Genomic DNA, 14,417 nt, shown 5'->3' with positions numbered 1-14,417 from the left:
TAGACATTGAAAGATGGGAAAAATTATTTATGAATTTAGAGAATTTATCCTCTTGAGAAAAGGTTCATTTCAGTTTTAAGAGTAGAGTATTTGCCTCAATTATAAGTGTTATTTATAAAAGTTACACGAAAAACTTAATTTATCAAAATCATAATACCACCGATGAGTGAAATGCCCAAGCATAGGAGCAAAATCGAGATAATGTATACAATACTTAAAGTACTCAGGGAAAGTGAAACTGAAGTGAAGAAGACTCATTTGATGTATTTAGTGGGATTAAACTATGATGTGTTCTCCAAATACATATCCCGTATCGAGAAACTGGGTTTAGTTAGGGTAAACAAGGAAGGATACTCACTTACAGATAGTGGTAAAAGAGAGCTTGAGATGATAGAGAACTATTTAACAATAGAACGTAAACTTAAGGGATAAGTGATTATTAAAGCGCCAAAGAGAATTTAAGGGCTTAATGGAGATTCGTAAGGAGCAGACACATAAACAATAGCCAGGAAAGCCGATAAGTCGTACCAATGTATTTTGTTTTAGATTTGAAGATATTAGTACCCAATCTTGTCAGTGTTATAGTTGATTTGGGCTCATATCGTTCAATAAGTTAGATGAACAATGTAGTGATAAAAATCTTTAAGTGCTATTCTAGTACTCGGATATTATTAGTAAATGTCACCCCTATCTCGTACAAGACTGTTTAACAATCTCTTTACAGAGTCCTTATCTGATTTAGCCTTCTCCACAAGCTTGATTAATAAACCTGATAACTCTTCATCATCAAGTAAAATCGATAATGAATCCCTAATCACGTTCTCGTCCAAGTAAATCATTCTGACAGTCATTCCGCCATCTATTACAAAATTTACACCAGATATCCATGAAGCCTCATCCGAAACTAAAAATAAGACTATAGAAGATATGTCCTCAGGTATCCCAACTCTTCTAGTGAGATGTTGTTTGTGGTCTAGGTTAGTTAACCTGCTTTCCTTTGGAGGATATTGCCACCTACTAGTGTCTATCCATCCAGGACTGACGGCTATAACCCTTATATTATACTTACTTAGACTTACCGCTAGAGAGTGAGTTAAGGCTACAATTCCGCCCTTAGATGCGGAGTAAGGCTCGGTATTTGGTTCAGATTGTAACGCTCTGGTTGACGCTATATTTATAATTACCCCTCCCCTTTCTTTGTTCCTCTTCATGTAATTTATAACATACTTCGAACATAACCAAGTGCCTGTTAGGTTAGTGTCAATTATTTTTCTCCATTCCTCAAGTGTCTGCTCCTCTATACTTCTTCCGCTGAACCCGATCCCTGCATTGTTAATTAACACATCTATCCTACCGTATCTTTTGTAAACCTCATCCATCAGATTTTTCACATCAGTTTCCGATGATACGTCAGTCCTAACAAAGAGTGAATCTATATTCTCCTTGTGAAATTGCTCAAGCCTGTAAAGACCAGCTTCCTCATCAACATCAGCTATGACTACGGAATAACCTCTCTTGCCTAATGTATAACTTATAGACGCTCCTATACCTTTTGCTCCACCAGTTACAATGGCAACTTTTCCCATATTTCTCCCCCTATGTAAGGTACCTTCAATATAATCTCGTAAAGTATTAAAAACTGTGTGATCACTGAAGTTCTCAGCAGTCTATAGGAAATAAGTTTCCAACCCCCGGTTCATTTTATAATCAAACCTTAAACGTCTGCCCAATGGAGATTTAAACGGAATATATTTACAAAGTGAGGAAAGCCTCACCATTTATAACGGATAGGAAGTCAGATCAGGGAGCTACTTCAAAATCTCCAGTTTAACTTTTTCCTATCCTTACCTAGAATCTCTTCGACAAGACCGTTTTTCTAAATATATAAGCTGTAAATTTGGAAAGTAAGTGAAATTCTCATGAGGACGAACATTAAATTGCACTATACGAGGACAAGTATTTACGTGACGTAAAGTTTTTTATATACGGCTATAATAAGAAAATGATGCCTGTAATAACAGTCAGAATTGACGATGAACTAAAAGAGAAAATGGACCAATTGAGCTATATAAATTGGAGTGAAGTTATAAGGAGAAGTATAATCAGTGTAATTGAGGAGGAGAACAAAAAAAGAAAAGAGAATTTTAAGAAAAAAGACAATGATAGAATAAAAAGGGCTTCTGTTAAAGCAGAGGAATTTTACGCATATTTAGGTGGCGAGAAGTCTGAAGAAAAAATAAGGGAATGGAGAGATAAGAATTGGCAGTTGTAGACGCTTCCGTTGTCATAAAATGGTATACTAAAGAGGAGTATAGCGATGACGCAAACAGGCTTAAGAGAGCATACTCTGAAGGTCTAGTAGACCTTAAAGCGCCTTGTATTTTACCCTTTGAAGTAATTAACGGGCTGAAATATACGTATAATTTAGGAGAAGAAGAACTGGTCATAATTTCAAAGATTTTAGATGATTTTCAAATAACCTATTACAGCTTTTTCGATACAGAGGAAATTATAACCTTCTCCATGAAGTACGGTATAACAATTTATGACTCTGCCTATATAACCCTAGGAAAAACTCTTGGTGAAGAGGTTTATACTGCGGATGAGAAGCTGTTGAGGAAGGTTAGAAGTTTGCAATGGGCTAAACACATAAAAGATTTCAAAATCTGACATATGCAGAACAGCACATCACATAAAAAGATACATACTTATGCCCTCATTGTTAGTCATGTAAGACAAAAACTGTTTTGAGTGAGAATAAAGAAAGGAGGACTTTAAACTGGCAACATGACCAGGTAATAAAAGTCTTAGAGTAGGTAACGTCCCATGATAGCGAGAATGAATATTTCATTTTATTAATATTATTTTGGGCTTGAGAACTAATCCATTTATTAACATAGTTTGGTCTCGAAAGTTTTATATTTATTCTTCATACGTCTATAAACTATGGATAAGGATAGGATCGACATTTATCTACTTATGGGTTCCAGAGTTTCGAGAAGTCTTGCAGCTGGTTTCATGTCGGTCATAATAGGTATATATTACCTATACATAGGGCTAAACATTATCCAAGTAGGTATCCTGTTCGCAATAGGAGCATTTATCAATCCTCTATTCTCCCTCCTTTTCTCCGTAAACGCTGACAAATACGGAAGGAAACCGTTCCTACTACTTAGTACATCCTTCTTACCAATAAGTCTGGTAATACTTCTTTTCACGAGGTACTTTCCGCTTTTAGCATTATCTGCAGCACTGGGAGGGTTTGGAATAGCAGGTGGTTTAATAGGGGGAGGTATAGGGGCAATAGTCGCACCAATTCAAACTGCTATATTAGCGGAAAAAACTAAGAAAGAAGAGCTCACCAAGATATATTCCTTATTTACAACCATCTCCACATATAGTGGTGCCGCAGGAGCAGTATTAGCAGGTATTAATGATTACAGGATACTGTTTCTTCTGGGAATCCTACTATCCGCATTATCCTTTATATTTGTGATACCCGTTTCCGAGAAAAAATCAAGTGACTTGAAGGAAAAGCCTGTCGAGATAAATACAAATAGTAAAAATAGTAGAAATGGCGATAATAATAGAAATAGAGATATCATAAAGAAGTTTACATATACAGGACTTTTTAACGGACTATCCCAAGGATTAATAGTCCCATTTATACCTATAGTATTTGAGAAGTTCTATAATCTTCCTCAGGCTGAAATTGGCTACATTGTATCCCTTAGTGGGATAGTCTCAGCATCTTTAATTTTACTTACGCCAAAACTAAATGAAAGATTAGGTTTTGTTAGGCTAATAATCTACACAAGACTCGTATCAACGATTTTAACTTTAGTTTTTCCTTTTCTTAGATATGATTTATTAGCTGCATTAGATTACACTATATTCACGTCTTTTAGAGCTATTTCGTTACCTGCACAACAGGCATTAATGATGAGTCTAGTTTCGAGCAATAGGAGAGCTACAACCAGTGGAACAAATCAAACCGCAAGGTTACTATCATTAGCTTCATCAACCTTACTGTCAGGGTTTCTGCTAAGTCTTTCTGTCATATTTCCTTTTACTCTAGCATTCTTTACTAACTCATTTAACCTCTGGTTATACTACAAGTTCTTTTGGAATGTACCGGAGGCTAGAGAGAAGAAGAGAATTGATAGATTGAACGTAGAATAGTTAAAGAAAAAATTACTTGACTTTTTACCATTTCACCAAAATTATCCCCAATATGGATAAGTAGAGGATGTGGAGGTCGTTGTTGTAGTACTTGAAGTGGTTGATGTCGTGCTTGAAGCTGTAGTACTACTGGAAGTTGACATAGAGCTCGTCGAGGAGCTGGTTGTACTTGCACTACTGGTTAATGTGGGGAGTGTAATTATCCATGGTACCGGCTTAAAGAACGTTAAATTCACCATTACACCGTTACCAAGTATTATAGGGTCTTTAAGAATATATCCTGGTGGACCCCATGTCCACATTTGTCCGTTATTATCAGGTGTTGATACTATTGTAATGAAACTCTGTGAGGCACTATAGCTAAATGTAACATTACCGTTTATGGCGTATGCAAAAGCTATAAATGGTACTTCTCCAGATGGAGAGTTTGGTAAACCATTTGTTGAGTAGAACACTACTGAGAAGTTGTAATTAGTTAAGTTTGCTGTGGGAGTGTGAATTATAGTGCCAGGTTTTATGACTACCATTATATTCCCTGCTGTTATAACTCCTCCTTCCATTCCGTTAACCTGATATGAATATGCGTTTATGGGTGTTAAACCAAAGGCTTTAGTAACTGAAACATTAGAGGGACTTGGTGGAGTAGCTAAGGGTGTTTGACCTGTTTCGAATATCCAGAGTACAGGTTTAAAGAACTGGGTGTTTACCATTACATTATTTCCGTAAATCCACTTGTCTGGGAACTTATAGCTTCCACCTACGTAAGCTGTACCATTGAAGCTTCCTCCAAGCCAAGTCCAGCTTGTCCAAGTATTTGATCCATATACAATTGTTATTATTGGTTTAGACACCTTTGATGAATTCACGAAGGAATAAGCTGGAGATATCTTGCCGTTTAAAGCAAATGCGAAAGCGTATGAGGGTGTATAGTTAAAGAATGCTAATGGAGGTGGATAAACTCCCTGAACACTGAATAGTACCAACGAGAAATTATAAACTGATAATAATGAACCATTAGGCAACTCAGCATAGGTACCTGGTTGTACTATTGAGACGATATTACCTGCCTGGACTATTCCACCTGTAGATGCGTTTACAGTGATTGTACTTTCCTTTATCACCTTAAATATGGGCTGATTTATGTTGTAGAACAACGTGTCTTCTATCGATGGAATTGAATCTACATTCCAGTTCTCTTTAACAATTTGCCACATTCCAGCAGTTGAGTTATACATCAAGTAGGCTGTTAACGATATATGTAAGTCGTATATACCAGGAAATGTTGGCTCACCTTGGTTTACAAAACCAATTATTGGTGTCACATTAGCCGTAACTACTGCCATGGACTCGTTTGGAAGTAATGTTACTTTGATTGATGGAGGTACAGCAGTACCATTTGGTAATAGGTTTTGTGAATACTCTACAGCAAATATGAAATATTTATCCCAATTATTGAAGAAATTCTGTATATTTGTTAAACCGTTGTAAGTCCCGTTTGATAAACCTTGAGGAAGTACTCCAGAAATGTTTAGTACAGCATTGGGACTGAAGTACTGAGCAATTACATTAGGGGCAAACTCTGCACCTAGTCCATTAACTTCCGACAGAACCTCATAGGCAACTTGATTTGCCTGCATTAAATGCTGTGATGGATACCCAGAGATTACAGCCGATGGGGAGACCTCATTACCCACCCAATTCATTGAAGTTATCTCAGGCACTCCATTTATTACTTGGACCATTAAGGTTACTGATGCATTAAAAACTTGAAGGTATATGGGATCCTGTGTGGGAGCTACAAAGTATTGAACTACTGCAGATATTTGGTATGATGTATTACTCATTTGAGTTACTTTGGGTAGTTCGGTAGTGTAGAAATACACTGTCTCGTAGTCAGAGAAGAATTTAGAGAGCCATGAGGAGTTGAACGTCTGTAAATTATATGTACCAGGGAATGGTACACCAGAGATTGTCGCAGTGAAGTTTGAGGCTAGATAAGGAGTTACGTCTCCTGGAGATTCTATCGCTATACCGTCCCACACTTTAAAGACGTTGGCAAGTGCGCTACCCTCAGCATATTGTGCCGACACTTTTTGTTTCAACAAAGCAGAATACATGTTTTCCAAGGTGGTATAGTTTGACAGTAACTTTTGATAGTTGGTATAGTTTTCTTCCGCTAACTTCATAAAGTAACTGGCGTTAGCTTGAGCTTGAGATAAGGTAGAACTTAGTGATGTATAGGAATTTTGTAGAGATGTGTAGTTTGAACTTACAACACTGTACTCATAAAAACCTACTGCTGCTATAACTAATAATATAATAGCAACTATTACGAAACCTATTGTTTTTGTGTCGGGCATTTCCCTTCGATACGTGTAAGGTCTAATCTGTTTATAAAGATTTACCCAAATTTAGTTACATTAGTTTATTATGCGAGAAGAGAAAAAGAAAAAGCCGGATTAAAGCATAGATGAGCCTTCAAAACATAAAAGTCAAAGGGAAGGAATATAAGGTTGTTATAACTTTAAATAACGACAGGAATAGTTGTTTTGCAGTTGATTTCACTTAGTTTCTCTTTCGAGTTCCACGAGAACTTCTTTAAAAATTACGAACTCTCTACTTAACCTAAACTTTGCCCCATATCCGTCTCCTTCTTTTACTACTATTCTATTTTCCATTAACACCTCTAAATGATGAATTACTGTTTTGTAGTTTAGGTTCAACTTTTCAGCTATCTGATTTGCGTTCAACGAATTAAACTCTAGGAGTTTTACTATTTCTAGTCTAGTTTTACCTCCCCTTGATGAGAAGAATAGGAATTTCAATATTTTCTTTATCTGCTTTCTCTCCTTATTATTCATTCGTATTTACTACAATGTTTCCAAACTAATATAATTTCTCAATACAAATTGAAAGAGTTTTATACTTTAGCCACGTAATAGTAAAAGAGTATGATCACTGACGTTGAAACTATTGCTATTGCCATGGAAGGATATACATATACTGGGTCATGACCATAGCTCCACATACTAAATGCTACAGCGTTCACTACACTCTCAAAGAGTAGTAGTACAGATATCAATAGTAGAACCCCAGAGAGCTTTCCATGAAACTCCTTTCTCAGAGACTTAAATTCAAGGAAAATTAATATAGAGAATATTGCTGATACTATAGCAAGAGAAATGTGAATATACCATAATTCAAACATATAGGAAGGCTTTATACCATGGGTGTTAAAAAGATTTACCCAAATCATGGATATGATGAAACCATTATTCTGTCTTTATCTTGAAGTACCTGTTCTTATCACCTTGCTCAAGATATATTATTTTACTCGATTCTGAGATCATCAGGTCTAGAATGTCTTTTGATACTTGATTTGTCTTCCTCATGGATAACCGCAGAACTCCGATCATGGATTTAGGTAGATCAATAAATGTGCCCCTTAAGTAGAATGGTAATTTCCTCCATATGTATTTCTCAGCCCTTCTAAGTAGTTCTAGTTTCCTGTCAGGGATCTTTAGTTTAGAAATTCTCAGTTTACTCTTGAAATACTTGTAAAGATAAAATGTATGGTTAGCATAAACCGATAACAACTTGATAATTGCAGGGTTGACTTTGGTACGCGCAACAGGTGTTAATAGATCATAAAAGTCCCAGTTTAGAGTAAATATTGAATTATGTTCCAGTGAATTTACAAATATTCTAGTCCCTGGTAAAGGAGTATATATCGAGAATTGGACGCCATCGGCACCAACATCAGCTAGTTTCCTCGAGAATTTTATGGTAGCTATCATGTCCTTTAATGATTCGTACGGTGCACCTAACATCATACCTAGAAACACTATTACGCCGTTCTCATGGAGCACTTTTACAGCCTTCACAGAGTCGGGTATTGCAAGTCCCTTGTGCATCTTCTTTAGCGTCTCTTGGCTACCACTTTCTATACCTAAAAAAGCTACTCTTAAACCTGCATCTGATGCTAGCTTTATTAACTGAGGATTCCTAGCAGTAACATCAGCCCTAATCTGTGTTATAAAATTTATAGTTAATTTTCTGTCTATCATCTCTCTGAATAGCTTCTCCCTCTGAGACCTGTTGGGCCATACTATAAAGATATCATCAACAAAGAAGATCCAGTTATAACCAAGTTTCTTTATCTCCTCAATCTCCTTTAATATTCTAGAGTTAGACTTATTCCTCCACTTATTGCCCCAAGTGGGCGTAACGGAACAGAAATCACATGCATAAGGGCACCCTCTAGCTGTCTCCATACATGCCACATATTGATCCTCATTGAATATGTCTATCCTATAGAGTTCTTTTCTCACTAAGTCGAATGCAGGTAAGGGAAGCTTGTCTAAATCGTCTATCAAAGGTGCTGGAGGATTTCTTACAGTCTTTCCGTCCTTTTTGTGCATAATACCATTAACTTTAGAAAGATCTCTGTATCCTTCCTGTATATTTTTCCCTATCTCCATCATAGTTAAATCTCCTTCCCCTAGAACAACTATGTCGAACCCCTCTGCCAACATCTGAGAAGGTACAAATGTTGCATGATGACCGCCGGCAATTATCAATGAGTCATTGAGTTCCTGCTTTATCCCTTTTGCCAACTGGGTTGAGATATTATGTGACGCTGTGGCATGTAATGTGATTCCTACTATTTCAGGATCATAAGACTTAGCTAAGCTTATTACGTCACTAACTGAGAGGGAGTCTGCTTCCATATCTACAACCTTTATGTCCCAATTTCCTACAGCTCTAAGGTCACCCGCCAATTGAAGTAGACCTAGTGGTGTCGGCATAAAACCAAATGACTTATTATAACCACTGCCCGTAGGATTTGTTGGTCTCACCAATAGGGCTTTCATAAATTTGCGTTTTAATCTCTTAATATTAATACTTAGTTTATGAAAAGTAATATTATAAGAGTTTATAAACGAATCACTATATAGATACAGAGTCATAATGAAATAGTTTTTATATATAGAGAATGTAACATATTGAATTAATTGAAAACCCATCCCCTATATACGCTGTTAAAAAACAAGTACTCCGGAACGAGATTCAGAATAAACTTAATGAGAAAGTTAGATCATACGACAAAAGGGAAAAATCTGTATTATATTTCCACCTTTCTAAACCTCATGTATCCTAAAATTAAAGGTACAGCTATCCACAATACGCTAGAGAGGACTACTAGGGGCAGTATAACTACACCTGAGGCGTCTGAAACTAAGCCTGCACCTATAAGTTTGTCTACATAATACTCCCCAAATTGGAATATGCCTAGTGGATTAAAGTAGCCTAACACATACTGGGCTTTAACTATACCTAGGTTAGTGTATAATCCCAAAATTGCACCAATTATAGAATACCCTATCGTAAATAACAAAAATAGGAATATCGATATGCCTAAATAACCTCCGGAAGATTTAATAAATGTTGGAAATAGGTACGTCAAAGAGAAGAAAGCTACAAGACCCACAAATAGTGACAGGGAGATAGGGAGTATTGGAATTAAAGGAATTCTAGCTCCAATAATGAGTTCAATAGTAACTAATGATACCAACGAGAACACTATAGCAATAATTAGTGCGGTTAAAACCCCAGAAATATACCTGTTAATGAATACATCACGTCTAGTAACAGGTCTGGCTAAAAGGAACTTTAATGCACCTGAATCTCTGGGTTTTGCGAATATGGCATATGACAGGTATAACATCATTATAGGAAATATGAAGGAAAACGGCAAAAGTTGTGCGTATGTAGTCGTAATAACATAGTCAGTAACATAACCGTAAGGATAGAATCTAGAGAAACCAAAAGAACCAGAGGAAGACCCAGTGTTACCTGTATTAGTACTACTACTATTCAGTATCTCTACAACTATGTAACTGCCATTTGCATTTAGGTTCCCTATATCATAAGTATTAATGTAGCTATTCACCGTACCCACATACGTCAGTTTAACATAATTAGGCAATGAGGAAATATTAAGCGTCACATTTGATGGCATGGAGTTCATAAATCCTACGTATAATTTTAAGTTTGAACCATAGACATTAGATGCTACAATCAACTCCTTATTTCCTGTAACAGCATAACTAGCCACTATTGATGAAGGAGTCGAATACATTGTCTCGCTGGTTCCAACTACTAGACCGCCTCGACTTCTGGTCTCACCAGAATAGCTAGAATAACTAGAATAGGTCACTGTACCACTGGACAGCGCATAGTCTGTAGTAGTTACTGAGGATATTAAAAATGATATCAAGGTTACAGTTTTACCTCCATAAGTTACATTACATGTTATTGTCCCATTAGGAACTACTGAGGTAATAAACATACCTGAGGAATTGGTGGTAGTTTGGGAAGTTTCATTAACTGGTCTAAATCCGAGACCGTTGTTAGCTTGAGCTACCTCAGCTTCTGAGAAGACGACAACACTTGCTCCAGATATTGGTTTACCAGAATTATCAAATACATAGCCAATTATTTTATCTCCTGAGGTAGTCGCAACAACATTGATATTCCCTAAGTTATTTGTAGAGGATAAGGATGATTTTACCAAGTAACCCAGTCCTACAGCTATTAGAACAGATACGATAAGGAGGATAACTACTGAGAGTCTAATAAAAGTCCTCTTAAAATCATACCAGATTGGATTCATCCATTAAACCCAAGTAGAGATTCGAAACGCATTATTTATATTTTGCTTCGGAAATAATTTAGATGATCAAGTAAACTACAAGGTCGAAAATAGCTCTCCCTGTATTTTACTGTACATGAACTCTGACTTAGTTTATTAATATTCGCGTGAAAAAGTGAACCAACGATTATTCATTTGATTAATTTATAGCCCTTCTATACCTCACCCTTACTTGGTCAGATCTCTCCATTTGCGACTGGACAGTATAATTAGTCTAAATTTTCTATGAAACACACATAAAATGTTTTTATGAACCAATGTCATGGAGGGATTAACTTTCAGTTAACGAGAAAGACCAACGTGTACTTAGGTCTAGATATATGTTACTACGGACTTGACTTTACTTTTTGGACTCAAAATATACTTAATCTATTATATTAAACTAGTTTTATAATGAATATAATAATTCACGTCAAATAATACCAGATATGTCTGAGAAAGCGGAAATAAAAGCAGGAGAGATTATTGCCAGAATGGATAGGATTCCAATATGGGGTCTATCTTACATATTCATAGGAATACTGGGAATAGGCTTCCTCTTCACCTTTTATGACATTTTTGACATAAACGTATCATTCATACAAACAGCCGTGACCATATTTCATGTCTCAAGTCCGTCATCGCCACAGATCCCTCTTCTTCTGGGACCAGCAGTTTTATTGAATTTGATAGGTTATGTAATAGGTTCATTAGTATTATCACCTGTTTCGGATATCATAGGCAGAAGGAGAATGTTGATGATAACAATGATTATCACAGGTTTAGGTAGTCTTTATAACACATTTGTGAATGATTACCTTAACTTCGTAATGGCTAGAACCATAACAGGCATCGGTGTCGGCGCAGATCTAGCAATAGTCAATACATACATAGGAGAAGTTGCGCCCACTAACGGTAGAGCGAAATACACAAGTCTAGTGTTTTTGTTCTCAACCCTAGGTGCCACGTTGGGTATATGGTTAGGATTATTATTGACGACCCCTCCTGCTCCGTTTCCATTAGGTCTTCCATTCGCATTAGGCTTATCTGGCTTCTTTGCCGTAAATGGTTGGAGAGTAATGTATGGTATTGGTGCGCTACTCGCTTTGGTAGGACTATTATTAAGGTTCAGTTTACCTGAATCACCTAGGTGGCTGATTTCCCGTAATAGGATAAGTGAGGCAGAGAAGATTGTAAACATGATGGAGGATAAAGCTACGAAGAAACTCAAACAATTACCTTCCCTTCCGAAGGTTATAACTCCCTATTTATCTGAAATGCTCTCATATGCTGATACTTTAAAAACAATCTTCTCAAACTCCCAGTACGTAAAACGTTTTGTAATCCTATTTACAATGTGGTTGTTTGGTTACATGACAGTCTACACACTAGCAGCTGGGCTTACATCTGTTTTAGCCTCTCTTGGTTACCCACCACCAGAAGCAGGTATAATAGCTGCAATGGGGAGTATTGGGTTTATACTAGTCCCCTTGACTACTTTCGCTGTTGGAGATAGACTGGAGAGGAAAGTATGGACTGCGATCTCTGTAATCTTCACCTTCTTAGGAGGGCTTTTAATAGCACTAGCAGGCACAAATGTGGTCGTATCGTTTATAGGGTCAATAATACTATTCTATGGATTTAATCTGTGGGTACCAATATCATATGCGTGGACTGCCGAGAGTTTTCCAACAAGGGCTAGGAGTACAGGGTTTGCGTTATGCGATGGGATAGGACATGTGGGAGGAGGGATAGGGTTGATAATAATAGCCTCTTTCATAAGCTCTCTCCTGTCCTCTGGAGTGACAACTGGTTTAGCTGTTGAAGTGTTTGTGATAATAGGAGTATTTCAACTCATATCAACATTAATTGCTATATCGTCTGGACATAAGACGGCAAATAAAAGACTAGACGAGATATCTCCTTAGTAGAGTTGAATATGTTCTATAACGAATATCTAGTATTTTTCTTATTTTTCTTTCTCAAACTTTTAAATAATACATTACTGACAGGAGAAGCCAATAATGACAACTTTCCTTCACTTAATGCTATAAACCTTTAAGTAATTTATTTAGTCATGAAATTAACCTTAATTGGTAAAATATTTGATGGAGAGAGAGTTATCCCTAAGGGGACTGTAGTAGTAGAGGATGACAAGATAGTGGATGTAATTGAAGGTGAGGAGAACAGTAGGGCAAGCTCAAAAACAATCTACGCTGACTTGATAATGCCGGGGCTAATCGATGCTCATCTACACTTCTTTGGAGTGGAAGAGGATAATGTACTCTCCTGGAATATAGTAAATGAGATAGATGTAGCAATAAGGAGCACTAGAGACATGGAAACGCTTTTGAGATCAGGTTTTACTACTGTGAGGGATCTGGGAAGCAAGGTAGCGGTAAGACTTGACAGATTGCAAAGGAGAGGAGAGATAATAGGACCAAGGGTTATTGCTTCAGGATACTCATTGGCAATAACAGGCGGTAATGATGACCCTAAGGAACTTCCCCTGGACTTCGCACAGTCAATCTCGTACTCCTTTTACTGTGATTCACCGTACGAATGTAGGAAAGCAGTTAGAAAGGCAATAAGACAGGGGGCAACTGTGATAAAAGTCTACTCTTCAGGTGCATTCTCTCAGGGAGGCAGAATATTACCTGGTTTTGCTTTAGATGAATTAAAGGCTATAGTGGAGGAGTCCCATAGGGCTGGTCTATTAGTAGCTTCTCATGCATATGGAAAGGAGGCGTTAATGAACTCAATTATGGCTGGAGTAGATACAATAGAACACGGTTTAGGTTTAGATGAGGAGACTGCTCAGATGATTAAGGAAAGAGGCATATGTTATATACCGACATTAGCTACTTATCAGATACCCTTTGAATCAGTAAATCCAGAGGCTAAGATGTATAGAGAGGAAATGATAAGGAGACACTTTAATGAGGACATGAAGATAGCTGTTGAACACGGGTTAAAGATAGCCACAGGTACTGATTATGTTGGCTCCAAGAAGAGACCCCATGGTCAGAACTACATAGAGGCTGTGCTACTCTCTAGGTACATGAGCAATATAGATGCACTTAGAGCTTCGACAAGTGTAGCCAGTGAATGTTTAGGGTTAAGGAATGTGGGGTATATAAGAGCTGGTTTCAAGGCAGATCTAATTGCGGTAAGGGGAGACCCATTAGCCAGTTTAGAGGAATTATCCCCATCTCATATAATGTATGTGGTCAAGGACGGTAAAATATATAGAGGCTATGGAAACTACAGTGAGGAATAATATTTTGGTTTAGTGGAAAATTTAGTATTTAAGATTAGGATCGTCAGGATATACGCTTTATTAGAAATGATTTAGTTAACTGAGATGAATTAAGGGTTTTTAGTTTTGTGATATGTCTTCGACGATGTAGACCTAAATACGGATTGTGAGGAGAGAGGGTAATATAGTACAAAGTTGCATTTACCTTTTGTCAAAGGCTCTAAACTCCTCTCATTCTCCCCCTCACTGCAAAAGCAACCTATGTCTAAAATTGAATTAAAA

General features: G+C 37.0%; 12 protein-coding genes. 6 read left to right on the top strand and 6 right to left on the bottom strand.

Translation table 11 applies throughout. The annotated features are described in order from the left end of the window. Positions 1 to 162 precede the first annotated feature (162 nt). Positions 163 to 432, top strand: coding sequence for a winged helix-turn-helix domain-containing protein (locus tag SACI_RS08575; RefSeq protein ID WP_011278601.1), 270 nt, complete (start codon positions 163 to 165; stop codon positions 430 to 432). A gap of 239 nt (positions 433 to 671) precedes the next feature. On the opposite strand, the gene SACI_RS08570 is transcribed toward SACI_RS08575, so the two are convergent. After that, a complete protein-coding gene (locus SACI_RS08570; protein WP_011278600.1) occupies positions 672 to 1,586 on the bottom strand; it encodes an SDR family oxidoreductase in 915 nt (304 codons plus the stop codon). Positions 1,587 to 2,005: 419 nt separating this feature from the next. Here SACI_RS08570 and SACI_RS08565 point away from each other — a divergent pair, with 419 nt between their 5' ends. From SACI_RS08565 to SACI_RS08555, 3 genes are all read left to right on the top strand, one after another. Continuing rightward, on the top strand, positions 2,006 to 2,272 hold the full coding sequence (locus SACI_RS08565) for a hypothetical protein (protein WP_011278599.1): 267 nt from the start codon (positions 2,006 to 2,008) through the stop codon (positions 2,270 to 2,272). After that, complete coding sequence (locus SACI_RS08560) at positions 2,260 to 2,670, top strand: type II toxin-antitoxin system VapC family toxin (protein ID WP_011278598.1); 411 nt, start codon at positions 2,260 to 2,262, stop codon at positions 2,668 to 2,670. Before SACI_RS08565 ends, SACI_RS08560 begins: the two co-directional genes overlap by 13 nt. 276 nt (positions 2,671 to 2,946) lie before the next feature. Further along, positions 2,947 to 4,182 (top strand): MFS transporter, encoded by a 1,236-nt coding sequence (locus tag SACI_RS08555; protein ID WP_011278597.1) that lies wholly within the window; start codon positions 2,947 to 2,949, stop codon positions 4,180 to 4,182. Between the two features lie 41 nt (positions 4,183 to 4,223). Here SACI_RS08555 and SACI_RS08550 read toward each other — a convergent pair whose 3' ends face one another. From SACI_RS08550 to SACI_RS08530, 5 genes are all read right to left on the bottom strand, one after another. Then, positions 4,224 to 6,542, bottom strand: coding sequence for a hypothetical protein (locus SACI_RS08550; RefSeq protein WP_011278596.1), 2,319 nt, complete (start codon positions 6,540 to 6,542; stop codon positions 4,224 to 4,226). A gap of 201 nt (positions 6,543 to 6,743) precedes the next feature. Then, a complete protein-coding gene (locus SACI_RS08545; RefSeq protein WP_011278595.1) occupies positions 6,744 to 7,043 on the bottom strand; it encodes a winged helix-turn-helix domain-containing protein in 300 nt (99 codons plus the stop codon). Positions 7,044 to 7,102: 59 nt separating this feature from the next. Beyond that, a complete protein-coding gene (locus tag SACI_RS08540) occupies positions 7,103 to 7,390 on the bottom strand; it encodes a hypothetical protein (protein WP_011278594.1) in 288 nt (95 codons plus the stop codon). Positions 7,391 to 7,454: 64 nt separating this feature from the next. After that, entirely contained in the window at positions 7,455 to 9,056 is a 1,602-nt protein-coding gene (locus tag SACI_RS08535) for a B12-binding domain-containing radical SAM protein (RefSeq protein ID WP_011278593.1), read from the bottom strand. 251 nt (positions 9,057 to 9,307) lie between these two features. Then, the gene (locus SACI_RS08530) at positions 9,308 to 10,858 is read right to left on the bottom strand and encodes an ABC transporter permease subunit (protein WP_011278592.1); all 1,551 of its coding nucleotides are present in this window, start codon (positions 10,856 to 10,858) and stop codon (positions 9,308 to 9,310) included. Between the two features lie 467 nt (positions 10,859 to 11,325). On the opposite strand from SACI_RS08530, the gene SACI_RS08525 reads away from it, so the two are divergent. After that, positions 11,326 to 12,804, top strand: coding sequence for an MFS transporter (locus SACI_RS08525; protein ID WP_011278590.1), 1,479 nt, complete (start codon positions 11,326 to 11,328; stop codon positions 12,802 to 12,804). 149 nt (positions 12,805 to 12,953) lie between these two features. After that, positions 12,954 to 14,156 (top strand): metal-dependent hydrolase family protein, encoded by a 1,203-nt coding sequence (locus tag SACI_RS08520; protein WP_011278589.1) that lies wholly within the window; start codon positions 12,954 to 12,956, stop codon positions 14,154 to 14,156. The last annotated feature ends 261 nt before the right edge of the window (positions 14,157 to 14,417 follow it).

Source organism: Sulfolobus acidocaldarius DSM 639, assembly GCF_000012285.1.
Classification (GTDB): domain Archaea; phylum Thermoproteota; class Thermoprotei_A; order Sulfolobales; family Sulfolobaceae; genus Sulfolobus; species Sulfolobus acidocaldarius.
Note: the sequence above shows the minus strand (reverse complement) of the source record. Positions and strands in the feature narration are given on the sequence as shown.

Coding starts and splice junctions, on each gene's coding strand:
- SACI_RS08575 (WP_011278601.1), top strand. CDS start 163: ATGAGTGAAATGCCCAAGCATAGGAGCAAAATCGAGATAATGTATACA.
- SACI_RS08570 (WP_011278600.1), bottom strand. CDS start 1,586: ATGGGAAAAGTTGCCATTGTAACTGGTGGAGCAAAAGGTATAGGAGCG.
- SACI_RS08565 (WP_011278599.1), top strand. CDS start 2,006: ATGCCTGTAATAACAGTCAGAATTGACGATGAACTAAAAGAGAAAATG.
- SACI_RS08555 (WP_011278597.1), top strand. CDS start 2,947: ATGGATAAGGATAGGATCGACATTTATCTACTTATGGGTTCCAGAGTT.
- SACI_RS08550 (WP_011278596.1), bottom strand. CDS start 6,542: ATGCCCGACACAAAAACAATAGGTTTCGTAATAGTTGCTATTATATTA.
- SACI_RS08545 (WP_011278595.1), bottom strand. CDS start 7,043: ATGAATAATAAGGAGAGAAAGCAGATAAAGAAAATATTGAAATTCCTA.
- SACI_RS08540 (WP_011278594.1), bottom strand. CDS start 7,390: ATGTTTGAATTATGGTATATTCACATTTCTCTTGCTATAGTATCAGCA.
- SACI_RS08535 (WP_011278593.1), bottom strand. CDS start 9,056: ATGAAAGCCCTATTGGTGAGACCAACAAATCCTACGGGCAGTGGTTAT.
- SACI_RS08530 (WP_011278592.1), bottom strand. CDS start 10,858: ATGAATCCAATCTGGTATGATTTTAAGAGGACTTTTATTAGACTCTCA.
- SACI_RS08525 (WP_011278590.1), top strand. CDS start 11,326: ATGTCTGAGAAAGCGGAAATAAAAGCAGGAGAGATTATTGCCAGAATG.
- SACI_RS08520 (WP_011278589.1), top strand. CDS start 12,954: ATGAAATTAACCTTAATTGGTAAAATATTTGATGGAGAGAGAGTTATC.